We start from the raw sequence: 14878 nt of genomic DNA, 5'->3' as shown, positions 1-14878 counted from the left end.
GATACTCCGCAAATCGAAAGAGCATGTTCTGCGTCACACATTCGAGGTTGGTTAGTTCCCCACACCCCGGGTGATCTTCTCGCACCTTGAGTAATATGACCGGCACGCCCACTCAACTGCCATATTTTCGGTCATAACGACTAGAATAAAAAGCATGAATAATGAGAACCTCTCCCGCGAAGAAGCCGCAGAACGTTCGGCTCTCATCAGTGTCGACACCTACGACGTGCATGTCGACCTGACTAACGCCAAGGACCCCGAATTCGAGTCCTACCCCACCGTCACCACCGTCCGATTCTCCTGCAACACCCCCGGTGCAGAAACCTTCATCGACTACATCCACCACAGCGTCGACTCCGTTAAGCTCAACGGCACCGAACTGACCCTGGCTGATGTCGTCAACGGCGCACGCATCACCCTGTCCAACCTGCAGGCAGAAAACGTACTCACCATCCACGGTCGCTCCTACTACTCCCGCTCCGGCGAAGGTATGCACCGCTACTTCGACCCCTCCGACGGTCGCGTCTACCTGTACACCCAGTACGAGCCCTCCGACTGCCGCCGAGTCTTCCCGAACTTCGAGCAGCCCGACCTGAAGGCAGTCTTCAACTTCCGCATCACCGCGCCCAAGGACTGGGTCGTCAGCTCCAACGGCGTACTCGAAAGCCAGGTCGTAGACCCCACCGACGACTCCATCACCAAGCGAGTCTTCTCCCCCACCGCCAAGATCTCCACCTACATCACCGCAATCGTTGCCGGCGAATACTTCACCGCAACCACCACCTACAAGCCCAAGAGCAAGGTCAACAGCGGTGACATCCCCCTGGTCGCATACTGCCGCCAGTCCCTCAAGCCGCACTTCGACTACGACCACATCTTCATGGTCACCAAAAACGGCCTGGACTTCTTCCAGGACCTCTTCGACTACCCCTACCCGTACCCCAAGTACGAGCAGGCATTCGTGCCCGAATACAACATCGGCGCAATGGAGAACCCCGGCCTGGTTACCTTCACCGAAGACTACATCTTCGTCTCCGGCGCAACCGAGGACGACCTCGAAGGCCGCACCAACACCATCTGTCACGAAATGGCACACATGTGGTTCGGCGACCTCGTCACCATGAAGTGGTGGGACGACCTGTGGCTCAAGGAATCCTTCGCAGACTTCATGGGCACCCTCGGCGCTAAGGAAGCCAACAACTTCAACGACGCATGGGTCACCTTCGCGAACAATCGCAAGGCATGGGCATACATGCAGGACCAGCTGCCCACCACCCACCCCATCGTCGCTGACATCCCCCACCTGGAAGCAGCATCGCAGAACTTCGACGGCATCACCTACGCAAAGGGCGCATCCGTGCTCAAGCAGCTGGTCGCCTACGTCGGCTTCGACACCTTCATCGAGGCAGCACGCGTGTACTTCAAGCGCTTCGAGTGGGGCAACACCTCCCTGAACGACTTCCTGCAGGTACTCAACGAGGTGTCCGGCCGCGACATGCAGGCATGGGCTAACGCATGGCTGCAGACCTCCGGCGTGTCCGCACTGGGCACCAAGCGCGTCTACGGCGAAGACGGCCAGCTCACCGACCTGATCCTCACTCAGGAACTGCCCGCACAGCAGCCCGCAGGTCTGGGCCGCCCCCACGTTGCAAAGCTGGAAACCTTCGCGCTGACCGACGGCAAGCTCGTCTCCACCGGCCTGCTCTCCCTCGAGTACCCGGCAGAGCCCGTCTCCGAGCACCGCGTGGAGCTCACCGACGAGCAGAAGAAGCTCGTTGGCGAAGCTGACCTGCTCATGCTTAACGCAGAAGACCACACCTACGCCAAGGTTGCTCTGACCGACGAAGACGGCCTGCAGGCAGCTATCGAAGGTGTCTCCACCCTCGAATCCGCGCTCTCCCGCGGCCTCATCTGGGGCTCCCTCTGGGAGAACGTGCGCGATGCACGCCTGCCCGTCACCACCTACGTCGACGCAGTCGTACGCAACGTCTCCAAGGAACCGAGCGCATCCCTGCTGGGCACCATGGTCAACAACGCACAGGTCGCTATCGCAACCTTCTCCGCACCCACCGGCCGCGAGCGCCTCTACGACGCTCTCTACGACGCATTCGCAGCCGCACTGGCGCAGGCTAAGCCCGGCTCCGACGAACAGCTGATTCTGCTGCGCGCCCTGATTTCGGTCTCCACCAACGCGACCAAGGGTGAAGAGCTCTGCCGCGATATTGCCCGCGGTGCTTTCGAAGACACCACCGGCGATATTGCTGACGCAACCGGCATTCCTTACGACCAGAACCTGGGTTGGAGTGCACTGGGTGCGCTCGCAAGCCGCGACCTGGTGACCGTTGAGGATCTGGACCGTGCGGCGAAGTACAGCCCCTCCTCGATCTCTTCGAATGGTTACGCGTACGCGATTGCTGCCCTGCCCTCTGCTGAGCGTAAGGCTGCCGCGTACAAGACCATCATGGAAGACGAGTCGCTGTCGAACGACGCTCTGGCCTCGACCATTAACGGTTTTGCTCGTGGCCCGGTTGAGCTGCGTGAGTCCTACTACGACTCCTACTTTGAGGCTCTGTTGCCTCTCTGGGCGTCTCGTTCGATTGGTATGGCGACCCGCATTGTACGTGGCCTGTACCCGAAGGCTCCGTACAACACCGGCTCCACCGAGGGTCTGGGTGTTGAGGGCAACCCCTCCGTGGCGCTGGCTCAGCGTTGGCTGGAGGCGAACCCCGAGGCTCCTTCGGCTCTGCGTCGTCTGGTTCTGGAGGCTCAGGACCACGGCCACCGTTCGATTGTGGCTCAGAAGTTCAACGCTTCCCTGCAGAACTAAGCTGCATGGTTTGAGTAGCTGAGGCGGGGTGTGGACCGGTGCCTAGACTAGGTTCCGATCTCCCCCGCCAGGTTCTCAAACTGATTGATGTAGACCGCCGCTTGGCACTTACCCGGTTGTGAACCGGGTGGTGTCGAGCGGTGGTCTTTTTCGCGGCTTTCTCAGCCGAAATTTTTGTTTCGGGAGGCTCCACGCGGAGGGTTCGCGGCCCTTTAGTGCGGCGACGTGAGCCATCGTTACCGGGGCTGATTCCCCCAAACGCAAAACTATATGCACCCGGTGCTAAAAGACAGATAAATGTCACCCGTTTTTGTGAGCTGTCCGCTCTGAAAGCATGAGAGAATAGACTAGGTATCCGCTCGCTTAGACATATCAGAAGGAGTTTTCAGTGGTCGATTACGCACTCGGTGACCGCGGTAGCGTTGACATCGTCACCGATGATTACTACGAAGCAGAAACCCTCCAAATTTTCGAGGAACTGCACATCGACCGTGAACGGATCTGGTACGGTGAAGCGCGCCTGGTTCCCGAACCGGATAACCCCTACGAGCCCAATAGCATCGCCGTCTACATTGACGAATTCAAGGTAGGCCGCATGAGCGTGGAGGACTCCGCCGCGTACTGGGATTCCATTACCCGCGTGGTCGCCTCCGGCTACGAACCTATCGCGCATCTGCAGCTCTCCGCTGTTGCCGTACGCGCTGAAGGCGGCAGCATGCACGTGAAGAGCACCGGTGTGCTCTCCCTGTCCGCACCCGGTTCTCTCTTCCCCCTCAACGACGCACCGACCCGCGCAACCCTGCTGCCCCAGGGCCCGTCCATGAAGGTGCTCGACGAGAAGGAACACTCCGAATACCTGCACAGCATCCTGCCGCCCAGCGGTGAAGGCCGCGTGATCCTGACCCTGGAAGCGAACCAGCTCAAGACCTCCGACGGCCGCGTTGTTGACAGCGTGGAGGTGCGCCACGACCGTAAGCTCGTGGGCCGCCTGAGCACCCAGATGTCTGAGCAGCTCGCACCCGTGATTCGCTACGCGTTCGAGAACGACCGCCTCACCAGCGCATGGGGCACTATTCGCGGTAACACCCTCGAGCTGTCCCTGACCGTTCAGGCTGCACGCCCTGCCGATATTCCGCAGGAATGGTACGAGACCCTGCCCAACAACGTTCCGGCTCTACTGCCCGTTGGTGAAGACTACGAGGTGCCCCCGGCATTCGTGCCCACCGAAGGCGAACGCCACTACCTGGAGTCCTCTGCACAGCAGGCGCCGAAGAAGCGTCGCGGTTTCATGAGCTCCCTGACCGGTGGTTCCTCCGCCCCCGAGTCGACCCGCAGTGAACCCGCCGCAGAGAAGCCTGCCATCGAATACAGCCTGGAAGAAGAGGAGTACTACGAGCCGAACGAGCGTGACCGCCTGCTGAACCTGATCAAGGGTGCAGGCCTCGCCGTTCTGGTCGCCGGCCTGATCTCGATACTGTGGACCCCGATGCTCGGCATCCTCATCGCTATCCTGGGTGGCGCTGTCGCGGCTGTAGCATTCTACTTTGGTCGTCAGCCCTACTACGATGACTACGAAGCCTACGACGAATACGAGGACGAAGAGGCTACCGAGGAAGAGGAAGAGCCCGAATCGAAGGCATAAGCCTCTCCCCTCAGAACATACGCACAAAGGGCGGCTACCCACCATTACGGTGAGGTAGCCGCCCTTTCACGTACCCTGTTTTCCCAGGAACGGTTAACTAGGAACGGTTAAACACAGCGGGGGTGAAAGCGCATACAAGCGTTCACCCCCGCAAGGAGTTAGATCTTAGTCCTGACCGTAAGTAGCCATGAACTGATCCATCGTGTCATTCTGCAGTGCGCTTGCCAGGTGGGCATTTGCAGCCTGGTTAACCAGAATGATTGACTGACCGTCATAGGACCAACCCGGGCCAGCGTTCGGCAGAGTGGTCATGCGCATCGTAGTGTCACCGCTGGTCAACACCGGAGCCGCAATCTGAGCAATCTGCGCCGCATTCAGACCGGAGTCCACACGCATGTAATCAGTCAGAGACTCGATAGAAGACTGGAAAGAAGCAACATTGCTCAGCGCGCCCTTAGCCTTCATCGTGTTGTATAGGCCGCGCAGGAATGCACGCTGGTTACGAACACGCTGGTAGTCACCATCAGCGAAAGAGTAACGTTCACGAACAAAGCTCAGAGCGCCACTGCCGTTGAGGTGCATCAGACCCGGGGTAAAGGTCCAGACATTACTGGTGAATGCGAAGGGAACCTGGACGTCCACGCCACCAATGGCATTCACGAGAGACTTGAATCCTTCAAACTCAATTTCAGCCACATGGTCGATCTTGACGCCCACCAGGTTTTCGATGGTAGCAACCTGTAGGGAAACACCGCCGTAGTTTAGCGCCGCGTTCACCTTAGCCGTACCGTAACCGGGAATATCAACCCAGGTGTCACGCATAATCGAGATGATGTACACACCCTTGCCGTCAGCCGGGATGTGCATCAGCATGATGGTGTCCGCACGGGAACCGCTCACCAGAGCTGCATCAGCACCAGTACGGGTATCGCTACCGAGCAGCAGAATGTTCTTGCCGGGTCCCTTAATAACGCCGTAATTGTATCCGTTGTCCAAGATACCGTCGCCGTCCTTATCGTGTTCGCTGGCGTTCGCTGCAAGAGCCGCAGCGGCATCGGCGGTGCCGTTAGCGTTGGTACCGTTCTTGCCGGTATCCGAGTTGGTGACGGTCGGAGCCTTCAGCTCCGTCACGTTGAGCTTCTTAGCCTCGCCAAGCTGCTCCTTAATTTTGCTGAGGTCTTCATCCACCTTAGTGATGGAATCAAACTTCTCGGTCTTGCTATCCCAGGTGTGGCCAGCACGCCAAATAAAGAAACCAATACCGAGGGTAATAACCAGCAGAAGAATCAGCAGGATCAGCAGAATACGCTTGACCCATTTCTTCTTCTGCGACGGTTCAGAGTGAGCGTCGCTCATTAAGTTGTCCTTTGTTTGAGGTGGTGATACGCGAGACGCGCAGCGCATCCAGCGAAGTCTCTAGAATACAGAGAACCGGAAAATAACCCGCCGATATGGGGCTGTGCTGGATGGCACAGAAAATGCACAGCTCGCAAAATACTTTCCCATTGTAACGCCGTCAGCGGGTCTACGCACCGGTGAACGAAAGGTTTTACATTACAACTTTCCTCACGTTCACGCGAACCATTCTGCTACCCGCATAGAACGCGCAATGCCCCGCCTCCCTGAAAACCAAGGAGAACGGGGCATTGATCTCGCTAAAAAGCAAAACTGGGAAAGAAGATTTACTTCTTGCCGAAGTTGCCGAAGCGTGCGTTGAAGCGCTCGACGCGACCTGCGGAGTCCATGATGCGCTGCTTACCGGTGTAGAACGGGTGCGACTCGGACGAGATTTCAACCTCGACGATCGGGTACTCGTTGCCGTCTTCCCACTTCTCGGTCTTGTCCGAGGTCATGGTGGAACGGGTCAGGAAGACCTTGCCGGATGCGAGGTCGCGGAACAGAACCAGGTTGTAGTCCGGGTGGATTTCTGCCTTCATTGATTACCTTCTTCTGCTACTGGATTTTGCCAGTAGCCCTTATATAGATGGAGTAGGTTTTTCGATGTGCAGCTATCGAGAAAATCTCAGAGCGCATCACCATTGTGCCCGCATAGGGCGTGCACAACCCATTAAGGGTACCACCTTCACGGATTAAATCCCAGTACGTTCCCTCACAGGCACCAACCCACACACCGCGAGGGCACCCGAAGAAGGCACTCACGCGGGTTAGGAACCAGGTTAGAAGTCAGTTTATGAACGTGGGCGGGTCTCCCAGAATGCCACAGCGCTCGCCGCCGCAACGTTCAAAGAATCCACACCGTGCGACATCGGAATCATCACCGTATCATCACACGCCGCCAAGGTGCGGGGCGACAGTCCGTGCCCCTCCGTGCCCAGAATCAGCGCAAGCTTCTCATCCCGGCGAGCAGACAGCTCCTCCAGGGTCAGCGAGTCCTCCTCCAAAGCCAACGCCGCGCTCTTAAAGCCCAGATCGTGCAGGGTCTGCAAGTCAGCAGGCCACGACTCCAGGCGAGCCCACGGCACCTGAAAAACGGTACCCATCGACACTCGAATCGAGCGGCGGTACAGCGGATCAGCGCACCGCGGAGTCACCAGCACAGCATCCACGTTCAGCGCGGCAGCCGAACGGAAAATAGCGCCCACATTCGTGTGGTCCACGATATCTTCCAAAATCGCCACGCGAGAGGCACCCTGCAGCAACTGCTCCAGAGGCTGCGGCGCCGGGCGAGCCATCGCCGCCAACGCGCCACGATGCAGATGAAAACCGGTCACCTGCTCCAGCTGCTCCTCACTGCCCACATATGCGGGAGTTTCAGGATGGGCGCGCAGAACATCCGCCAAATCATCAGCCCACTTCTCACTCATCAGGAAAGAAACGGGCTGATGACCGGCAGCGAGCGCACGACGAATCACCTTCGAAGACTCCGCAATGTAAATACCCCACTGCGGCTCCATGGCGCTACGGAGCTTCACGTCGGTCAGCTGCGTGTAGTAGCGCAAAGCCTGCTCGGGTGCCTGCGCCAGAGCCGTGACCGACTCAATGGCGTAGACACGCTCGGCACGCTCAGCAATCTGTTCGGCGCTCAGCTGCTTCGGGGCACGGCTCATGCGCGCTTGAACGCGGAGTAACGACCCGCGGAGGTGACGGTCAGAGCCAGATCCATGTCGTAGGTTGCTGCGAGGTTCGCCTCGGTAATGGTGGACAGGATCGGGCCGGCGGCGACCACGCCACCGTCACGGACCAGTAGAGCGTGGGTGAAGCCCGCCGGGATTTCCTCGAGGTGGTGGGTGATGAGCACGGTAGCCGGTGCGTAGGGGTCGGCGGCAAGTGCGGTCAGACGCTCGACCAGGTCCTCACGGCCGGAGATGTCCATGCCTGCGCCGGGCTCGTCCAGCAGCAGCAGTTCGGGGTCGGTCATGAGGGCGCGGGCAATCAGTGCACGCTTACGCTCGCCGTCGGAGAGGGAGCCGAAGGTGCGGTCAGCGAGGGTGTCGACACCCCATTCAGCCAGCAGCTCGGTGGCGCGCTCGTCGTCCATGACGTCGTATTCTTCCTTCCAGCGGCCGGACACAGCGTACGCTGCGGTCACGACAACGTCGGAAACCTTCTCGTTGGCGGGAATCTGGTTTGCCGAAGCACCGGAGGACAGACCAATGCGCGGGCGCAGGTCGAACACGTCAACAGCGCCGAGGGTCTCGTCAAGGATTTCAACCTCGCCGCTGGTCGGGTGCAGGCGGGCTGCCGCAACCGACAGCAGAGTGGACTTACCGGCGCCGTTGGGGCCCAGAACAACCCAGCGTTCACCTTCGTTCACAGTCCACGAAACGTTGTTAAGGATGGGGCGGCCGCCGCGAATCACGGAGACATTCTGAAGGTTGAGTACGGTGCTCATGGTTCTTCTTCCAGTGAGTTAGATGGATGGGATGCGCCCCTCACCCCGCAACCCGTGCCGGGTTATCGGAGCGGTTGGCGCATAGTGCGCGGGTACCCCACATTGGGTTTCTCGCGCAAAATCTTAGAAGCTATAGGAGCCTTAGGGGCTATAGGTGCCGCCGCGTCAGGGGCGGCGCGCCTCATCAAATGTACCTTGTCAGAGGGGCGGGCGCATCCGCAACGGCACCTATAGCGGCTGAAGTTATTAGTCGATGAAGCCGCGTGCGCCGCCGACCAGCTCAACGTGGCCGGTCTCAACGTCTGCGGTGACCATCTTCGCGATTTCCTGCGCGAACTCGTTGACGGTGTAGAGCTTGCCGGCGGTCTCGCGGCGCTGCTCGATAGCGCCGGGGTGCAGGCGGTTCAGCAGGGTCGCGGTGACGGTGCCTTCAATCATGTCAGCGGACACGACGACCAGGGAGATACCCTTCTCGGAAAGTGCGGGGATCTCGGCGATCAGTGCGTCTTCGCCTGCGCGCTTGGACTCTGCGACGGGCTTGTACTCGTCCATGGTCTCAACCTCGCGGATGAAGTGCGCCTGGTGGCTGGTCACGAACACGATGCGTGCGCCTTCGGGCATCTTCTCTGCAGCCAGGCGTGCCAGGTTCAGCTGTGCGTCACGGTTCAGGCGCATTGCGTAGTCTTCGCCCATGCCGGTTTCCATGCCGCCCGACGCGTTCAGGATCAGGTAGTCCAGGGAACCGAAGGTCTCCACGGCGGTGTTGACGAGATTCTGCAGGTCCTCATTGTTGGTCACGTCAGCCTGCACTGCGATTGCCTTGCCGCCAGCCTCTTCAATAGCCTTGACGATCTTGTTCGCGCGCGGTGCCTTGGAGCGGTAGTTCACCACAATGTTCGCGCCCTCAGCGGCAAGAATCTGTGCGGTGTCTGCGCCAACGCCGCGGGAGGAGCCGGTAATGATAATGGTCTTGCCGGTCAGCTGTGCCATAGTTTTATGTCCTTAAAGTCTAGAAAGGGTGCGCCCACGCTCAGGCGCTTCGTGCAGTCCGTACGGGTGGGGTTAGTGACCCATACCCAGGCCGCCATCAACGGGGATGACAGCGCCAGAAATGTAGCTAGCCTCATCGGATGCGAGCCAGCGAATCACGCGAGCGACCTCTTCTGCCTCCGCGAAACGACCAGCCGGGATGGACGCGAGGTAGTTCTTCTTGGTCTCTTCGGGCAGAACCTCGGTCATTGCGGTGTTAATGAAGCCCGGTGCCACCACGTTAGCGGTGATGTTACGGCCGCCCAGCTCACGGGTGATGGAGCGTGCCATACCGACCAGTGCAGCCTTAGATGCGGAGTAGTTGACCTGGCCGGGGGAACCGTACAGACCCACCACGGAGGAAACCAGGATGATGCGGCCGCGCTTGAGCTTCAGCATGCCCTTGATGGCGCGCTGAACCACACGGAAAGAACCGGTGAGGTTGGTGTCGACCACGTCGGTGAAGTCGGATTCCTTCATGCGCATCAGCAGCATGTCGCGGGTGATACCTGCGTTGGCGACCAGCACCTCCACGGGGCCGAATTCTGCTTCAATTTCCTTGAAAGCTTCGTTAATGCTGTCGGCATCGCGTACATCTGCCTTGACGGCGAAAAATTCTTCGGGGGCTTCACCGCTGCGGTAGGTGATGCAGACGTTGTGGCCTGCTGCCTGGAATTCCTTGGCAATTTCGTAGCCGATGCCTCGGTTGCCGCCGGTGACCAGCACGGTCTTGGGAGTGTTCTCGCTCATGAGCTTCCTTGATGAGTCGACCCCTCACGATTGGAGCCGATGCAGCGACTCCGCGGTTGGGGTGTGGACGGATGGACAGACAAACCCTATTTTACCGCGTTTTAGCGCAAAGGTGCCGCAGGCTACACTCCACTCTTGAACACTGAACACCTGCTCCCCTTCTTTTACATGCCTCATCGGGCGCGTACACTAGCTGAAGCGGAACAGCCCGCACCCCTTTTCTGCCCGGTCGCGCGGGCACGGAATAACACCGCACGTCGAGGCGCAATAGTAAGGATAAGAAGACATGGATCTGCTCGGTTCACTTTCTCAGGATGCACAGCCCGAGTACGCCAAGTGCTCCCGCAAGGGCTGCCAGCAGGCGGCAGAATTTCAGCTGCTCTGGAACAACCCAAAGGTGCACACCCCCGAGCGTCGCAAGATCTGGTTGGCGTGCTCCGAGCACGTGGGCTGGCTGGAGAATTACCTGCGCGAGCGTGAGTTCTGGAAGCAGACTCTTCCGTTTGAGGGGTAGTGCCACTTGAGAGGTGATGTCGCTTGAGGTGGCGCCGTTTGAGGGATAACCCCGCTTATCGAAAGTAATTTCGATATATGCTATATTTGTTCTAATTAGTTCGAGTGAATATCCCGGCACCCAGGCAACCACACTCGCAGGGCAATCACACTCGCTGAGCAATCGCATTCAAGGAGGCACCTCCCCATGATGGGCTATTCGCACACCGTCAGCGCCGCAGCTGGCTGGCTAGTGCTCGTCGAGACGGGAGTAGTGCAGGTTCCAGATACCCCCACCCTCATCGTGACCACCCTGGCGTGCGCCGGTGCGGGTATGCTACCGGATATTGACCACCACAACGGCAGTATCGCCAACTCCATTCCGCCCATTTCACGCTGGGTAGCACGCATTGTCGGGGCGGTCAGCGGCGGACACCGCAAGGGAACGCACTCCATTTTGGGTCTGATAGCTTTCTGGGCGGTTGCCTATTTCAGTGCCAACCTGAGCTACAACGGAATCCCCTGGGCCTCACTGCTTCTTGCCGCATTCTCGGGCGGTCTAGCCTTGCGCGTGCTCGGCGCACCGGGTGGATGGATCGGCGCCGTTGCCCTCGGGTACGCAGCCTACACAACCGATTCGCTGGCACTGCTCCCCTGGGCTATTTCGGTCGGCGCGACCATTCACCTCATTGGCGATCTACTGACAACCCGCGGACTGCTGCCCCTCTACCCCATCGTCATCAAGCCCCTGGTGGCGTCCCCCCTATGGAAAAAGAGCGGCTACATGGCACTGCCAATCCTGGGTGATGCCGGCAGCGTACGCGAGAAGGCACTCGTTCTAGCACTGACCGGGTACGTCGCCTGGTACGCGGCAGCCATGATGGGCTTTACCGAATACCCTCTGCAAATGTTCGGACTGGGTATTCACGCCGCATAACGTGCCGCATAACTAAATTCTCACCAAGGACAGCAAAGCGCCCCGTCACTTCCCTACGGAAGCGGCGGGGCGCTTTTCTAATCCTTATCCCGACCTATCGGGGCGAGAGATTAAGCGTCCTGGATGGGCCAGAAGACGTCAACCTCAACGTTCTCTTCACCAGAGGTGGGGTACTTCTCGAACTCAGTGTTGTGCATTGGTAGTTCTCCTTCGTGAGCGGGCGGGAATCTCTTCTCCCCCGCGTTAGCTCACCATCGGTAGTGAGCCCTAATGTTTCGCGTTTGCGTCCTCGCAGTGGCGGGAACAGTTACAAGTCTACGCCCCATGCATGTTGTGTTTCTACCATTTTTCCCACAATGTATGTAGAGACACATGAAAAATTTAAAAAGCCCACACAGACCCCCTGAAATATCGCCCGAGAGCTTTTCTTTCCCTCAGAAAAACCCACAAGACAACATTATTTCCCGTCAAATACGCCGCGAGTTTGGTGTGTCAGAACCCACAGTTCCCATGCACAGGAACGCAATAACAGCACACACGCTCAGAAAACAATACAACCCCACGGCTCAGGTCACATTTTTCCGCACTATTCACGAGAAAAATACCGGCAATATCTCCGCAACACATTTTCAGAACACAAAAATACGCCCTGGACAATACACCCCAGACAATACGCCACAAACAATACCCACCAGACAATAAAACAACGCGCAATACACGCAAAGAGGCCCCGGCACCACACGGTACCGGAGCCTCCTCCATGCTTTGATGTCAGCGGATATTGCTTTAAGCCAGCGAAATCAGATCCTGGTAATCCTTCGACCATAGGTCCTCCACCGCATCCGGTAGAAGCAGCACACGCTCAGGATCCAGCGCCTCCACGGCACCCTCATCGTGAGAAACCATCACGATAGCGCCCTGGTACGCCTTCAACGCGTTCAGAATCTCCTCACGCGAGGCGGGGTCCAGGTTGTTGGTCGGCTCATCGAGCAGTAGCACATTCGCACTCGACGCCACCAGGGTCGCCAGGGACAGACGGGTCTTCTCACCGCCGGAAAGCACACCGGCAGGCTTATCCACGTCATCACCGGAGAACAGGAACGAACCCAGAATCGTGCGCACGCGGGTGTCATCCAGATCCGGCGCGGCAGACTTCATGTTCTCAAAGACAGTGCGGTCGCCATCAAGAATTTCGTGTTCCTGCGCAAAATAGCCCAGCTTCGCGCCGTGACCGTACACAACCTCACCCGTATCAGGCTCGGTGGAACCAGCCAGCATGCGCAGCAGAGTGGTCTTACCGGCACCGTTCAGGCCCAGCACCACCACTCGCGAACCGCGGTCAATCGCCAAATCAACGTCCGTGAAAATCTCCAGAGAGCCATAGGACTTCGACAGGCCCTGCGCAGAGAGCGGAGTCTTACCGCACGGCGCCGGATCCGGGAAGCGAATCGCCGCAACCTTATCGCTCTGACGCTCCTCCTCCAGGCCGCGCAGAAGCTTCTCAGCACGCTTAATCATCTGCTGAGCGGCAACAGCCTTCGTCGCCTTCGCGCGCATCTTATTCGCCTGCTCCATCAGAGCATTCGCCTTCTTCTGCGCATTCGCACGCTCACGCTTGCGGCGGTGCTCATCCTGCTCACGCTGAAGCAAGTAGTTCTTCCAGCCCATGTTGTACTGGTCAATCACGCAGCGGTTCGCGTCCAGGTAGAAGACGCGGTTGACGACCAGCTCCATCAGGTCAACATCGTGGCTAATGACCATCAGGCCGCCCGAGAAGTTCTTCAAGAAGTCACGCAGCCACATGATGGAGTCAGCATCCAGGTGGTTGGTCGGCTCGTCCAGCAGCATGGTGTCTGCATTGGAGAAGAGAATACGCGCCAGCTCCACGCGGCGACGCTGACCGCCCGACAGAGTGGACAGCGGTTGGGCGAGCACACGCTCCGGCAGGTCCAGGTTGGAGGTGATGACCGCCGCCTCCGACTCAGCCGCGTAGCCGCCGCCGGCAATGAACTCAGCCTCAAGACGGTCGTAGCGGCGCATACCCTTAGCGCGCACCGCCGGGTCCTCACTCGCCATATCGTCCTGCGCCTGACGCATCTTGCGCGCCACACCATCCAGGCCACGCGCCGAAAGGATGCGGTCACGCGCCAGCTGGCTCATGTCATCCACCTTCGGGTCCTGCGGAAGGTAGCCGATAGTGCCACTGCGGGTCACCGTGCCGTCAGCGGGCAGGGTCAGACCGGCAAGCACCTTAGTCATAGTGGTCTTACCAGCACCGTTGCGGCCCACCAGACCAATCTTGTCGCCCTTATCGATGCGGAAGGTGACCTCTTCCATGAGCAGGCGCGCGCCTGCACGCAATTCGAGGTTCTGTACAGCAATCATGGGTGCCTTTCCGGATGGCGGTCTGGTGTGTGGGTTGATAGTGCTCGGTAGGCGGGATTCGCTGGGTTAGAAGCGGCGAGCGCGCAGAGCACCTCATCAATTTTAGTGCAGGTGTGCCGAGTGCGCATGTGGGGCACCTTTTGTTTTTGTGGTGTGCGGTGTACTATACATACCGGACACCATTCATAGAACATTGTTCAAAACTGGGTTGTGACAAGCAGTCAACCACCGCCACCCTCAACTCTGTAGAAAAATCTGCAGAGCAATACGTATCAAAGGAGTACCACCCCAATGACCGATTCCGTGCGCGAATCAGCCCAGGAACCCCAGGCAACTCAGGCACCGCGCCGTAACGTAGCGGCAAAGACCTCCCTCGCCACCGATCTCTCCCTCATCGCAGTGTTCGCGGGCTTCATCGCCGCGCTCGCCATCATGCCCGCCGTCAGCTTGGGCGGCGTTGCGGTTCCCTTCACCTTCCAGACCCTCGGCATTTACATCACCGCACAGGTGCTCGGCGGCAAGCGTGCCACCGCCTCCGTGGCGCTGTACCTGCTGGTTGGTTTCGCTGGCCTGCCCATCTTCGCTAAGGGCGGCGCCGGTTTGGGTACGCTCGCCTCCCCGAGTGCCGGCTACCTGCTCGGCTTCCTGCCCTTCGCCGCTATTGCCGGTACCCTCGCATACCTGCTCACCCGCAACACCCGTTCGGTTGGCGCGACCTTCCTTATGGCTCTGGTCGCGAACTTCTGCGGTTTTGTGGTTCTGACCGCCTGCGGTATCGCCGGTATGATGGTGAACGCCCACATGACTTTTGACGCCGCGTTCAGCGCGGCAATGGTATTCGTTCCCTGGGATCTGGTGAAGTCCACAATCGCGGTTCTGGTTGGTTTGTCGGTACGCCGCGCCTTCCCGTCCCTGGCTTCTGCCCAGCGTTAAAAGCACACAATGTGCCACACGAGAGGATAG

At 59.0% G+C, this 14878-nt stretch carries 12 protein-coding genes; 5 read left to right on the top strand and 7 right to left on the bottom strand.

All coding sequences use genetic code 11. The features are described 5' to 3' along the window. The first annotated feature begins 154 nt into the window (after positions 1-154). Together pepN and HMPREF2528_RS07135 are read left to right on the top strand one after the other, a co-directional pair. Positions 155-2827 (top strand): aminopeptidase N, encoded by a 2673-nt coding sequence (gene pepN, locus HMPREF2528_RS07140; RefSeq protein ID WP_070506310.1) that lies wholly within the window; start codon positions 155-157, stop codon positions 2825-2827. Positions 2828-3215: 388 nt separating this feature from the next. Further along, a complete protein-coding gene (locus tag HMPREF2528_RS07135) occupies positions 3216-4469 on the top strand; it encodes an HIRAN domain-containing protein (protein ID WP_012903558.1) in 1254 nt (417 codons plus the stop codon). 165 nt (positions 4470-4634) lie between these two features. On the opposite strand, the gene HMPREF2528_RS07130 is transcribed toward HMPREF2528_RS07135, so the two are convergent. The 6 genes from HMPREF2528_RS07130 to HMPREF2528_RS07105 form a co-directional block, all read right to left on the bottom strand. Continuing rightward, positions 4635-5825: an LCP family protein gene (locus HMPREF2528_RS07130; protein WP_070506312.1), complete on the bottom strand. Its 1191-nt coding sequence runs from the start codon at positions 5823-5825 to the stop codon at positions 4635-4637. 326 nt (positions 5826-6151) lie between these two features. Then, positions 6152-6406: a type B 50S ribosomal protein L31 gene (locus HMPREF2528_RS07125; protein ID WP_005506069.1), complete on the bottom strand. Its 255-nt coding sequence runs from the start codon at positions 6404-6406 to the stop codon at positions 6152-6154. 252 nt (positions 6407-6658) lie between these two features. Beyond that, positions 6659-7537 (bottom strand): TrmH family RNA methyltransferase, encoded by an 879-nt coding sequence (locus HMPREF2528_RS07120; protein ID WP_070543483.1) that lies wholly within the window; start codon positions 7535-7537, stop codon positions 6659-6661. After that, positions 7534-8322: an ABC transporter ATP-binding protein gene (locus HMPREF2528_RS07115; protein ID WP_070543481.1), complete on the bottom strand. Its 789-nt coding sequence runs from the start codon at positions 8320-8322 to the stop codon at positions 7534-7536. Before HMPREF2528_RS07115 ends, HMPREF2528_RS07120 begins: the two co-directional genes overlap by 4 nt. Positions 8323-8568: 246 nt before the next feature. Beyond that, positions 8569-9312, bottom strand: coding sequence for an SDR family oxidoreductase (locus HMPREF2528_RS07110; RefSeq protein WP_005506073.1), 744 nt, complete (start codon positions 9310-9312; stop codon positions 8569-8571). 72 nt (positions 9313-9384) lie between these two features. Beyond that, positions 9385-10101, bottom strand: coding sequence for a beta-ketoacyl-ACP reductase (locus HMPREF2528_RS07105; protein WP_005509097.1), 717 nt, complete (start codon positions 10099-10101; stop codon positions 9385-9387). Positions 10102-10387: 286 nt separating this feature from the next. Here HMPREF2528_RS07105 and HMPREF2528_RS07100 point away from each other — a divergent pair, with 286 nt between their 5' ends. Together HMPREF2528_RS07100 and HMPREF2528_RS07095 are read left to right on the top strand one after the other, a co-directional pair. Next, a complete protein-coding gene (locus tag HMPREF2528_RS07100) occupies positions 10388-10615 on the top strand; it encodes a hypothetical protein (RefSeq protein WP_005506080.1) in 228 nt (75 codons plus the stop codon). A gap of 186 nt (positions 10616-10801) precedes the next feature. Next, entirely contained in the window at positions 10802-11530 is a 729-nt protein-coding gene (locus tag HMPREF2528_RS07095; RefSeq protein WP_070506316.1) for a metal-dependent hydrolase, read from the top strand. A 786-nt stretch (positions 11531-12316) separates the two neighbouring features. Here the strand turns inward: HMPREF2528_RS07095 and abc-f are convergent. Continuing rightward, on the bottom strand, positions 12317-13915 hold the full coding sequence (gene abc-f / locus HMPREF2528_RS07090; protein ID WP_070543479.1) for a ribosomal protection-like ABC-F family protein: 1599 nt from the start codon (positions 13913-13915) through the stop codon (positions 12317-12319). Positions 13916-14206: 291 nt separating this feature from the next. Between abc-f and HMPREF2528_RS07085 the strand changes: the two genes are divergently transcribed. Then, positions 14207-14848, top strand: a complete 642-nt coding sequence (locus tag HMPREF2528_RS07085; RefSeq protein WP_049347599.1) for a biotin transporter BioY — start codon at positions 14207-14209, stop codon at positions 14846-14848. Positions 14849-14878: the final 30 nt, after the last annotated feature.

The sequence above is a fragment of the Rothia sp. HMSC078H08 genome (assembly GCF_001808955.1).
In the GTDB taxonomy this organism is placed as follows: Bacteria; Actinomycetota; Actinomycetes; order Actinomycetales; family Micrococcaceae; genus Rothia.
The sequence above is the reverse complement of the archived record's forward strand: the minus strand, read 5'-3'. Positions and strand labels throughout refer to the sequence as shown.

What these genes read in the sequence shown, in the direction of transcription:
- HMPREF2528_RS07115 (WP_070543481.1), bottom strand. Translation starts at nt 8,322, where the DNA reads ATGAGCACCGTACTCAACCTTCAGAATGTCTCCGTGATTCGCGGCGGC.
- HMPREF2528_RS07105 (WP_005509097.1), bottom strand. Translation starts at nt 10,101, where the DNA reads ATGAGCGAGAACACTCCCAAGACCGTGCTGGTCACCGGCGGCAACCGA.
- HMPREF2528_RS07125 (WP_005506069.1), bottom strand. Translation starts at nt 6,406, where the DNA reads ATGAAGGCAGAAATCCACCCGGACTACAACCTGGTTCTGTTCCGCGAC.
- HMPREF2528_RS07130 (WP_070506312.1), bottom strand. Translation starts at nt 5,825, where the DNA reads ATGAGCGACGCTCACTCTGAACCGTCGCAGAAGAAGAAATGGGTCAAG.
- HMPREF2528_RS07100 (WP_005506080.1), top strand. Translation starts at nt 10,388, where the DNA reads ATGGATCTGCTCGGTTCACTTTCTCAGGATGCACAGCCCGAGTACGCC.
- HMPREF2528_RS07095 (WP_070506316.1), top strand. Translation starts at nt 10,802, where the DNA reads ATGATGGGCTATTCGCACACCGTCAGCGCCGCAGCTGGCTGGCTAGTG.
- abc-f (WP_070543479.1), bottom strand. Translation starts at nt 13,915, where the DNA reads ATGATTGCTGTACAGAACCTCGAATTGCGTGCAGGCGCGCGCCTGCTC.
- pepN (WP_070506310.1), top strand. Translation starts at nt 155, where the DNA reads ATGAATAATGAGAACCTCTCCCGCGAAGAAGCCGCAGAACGTTCGGCT.
- HMPREF2528_RS07085 (WP_049347599.1), top strand. Translation starts at nt 14,207, where the DNA reads ATGACCGATTCCGTGCGCGAATCAGCCCAGGAACCCCAGGCAACTCAG.
- HMPREF2528_RS07110 (WP_005506073.1), bottom strand. Translation starts at nt 9,312, where the DNA reads ATGGCACAGCTGACCGGCAAGACCATTATCATTACCGGCTCCTCCCGC.
- HMPREF2528_RS07120 (WP_070543483.1), bottom strand. Translation starts at nt 7,537, where the DNA reads ATGAGCCGTGCCCCGAAGCAGCTGAGCGCCGAACAGATTGCTGAGCGT.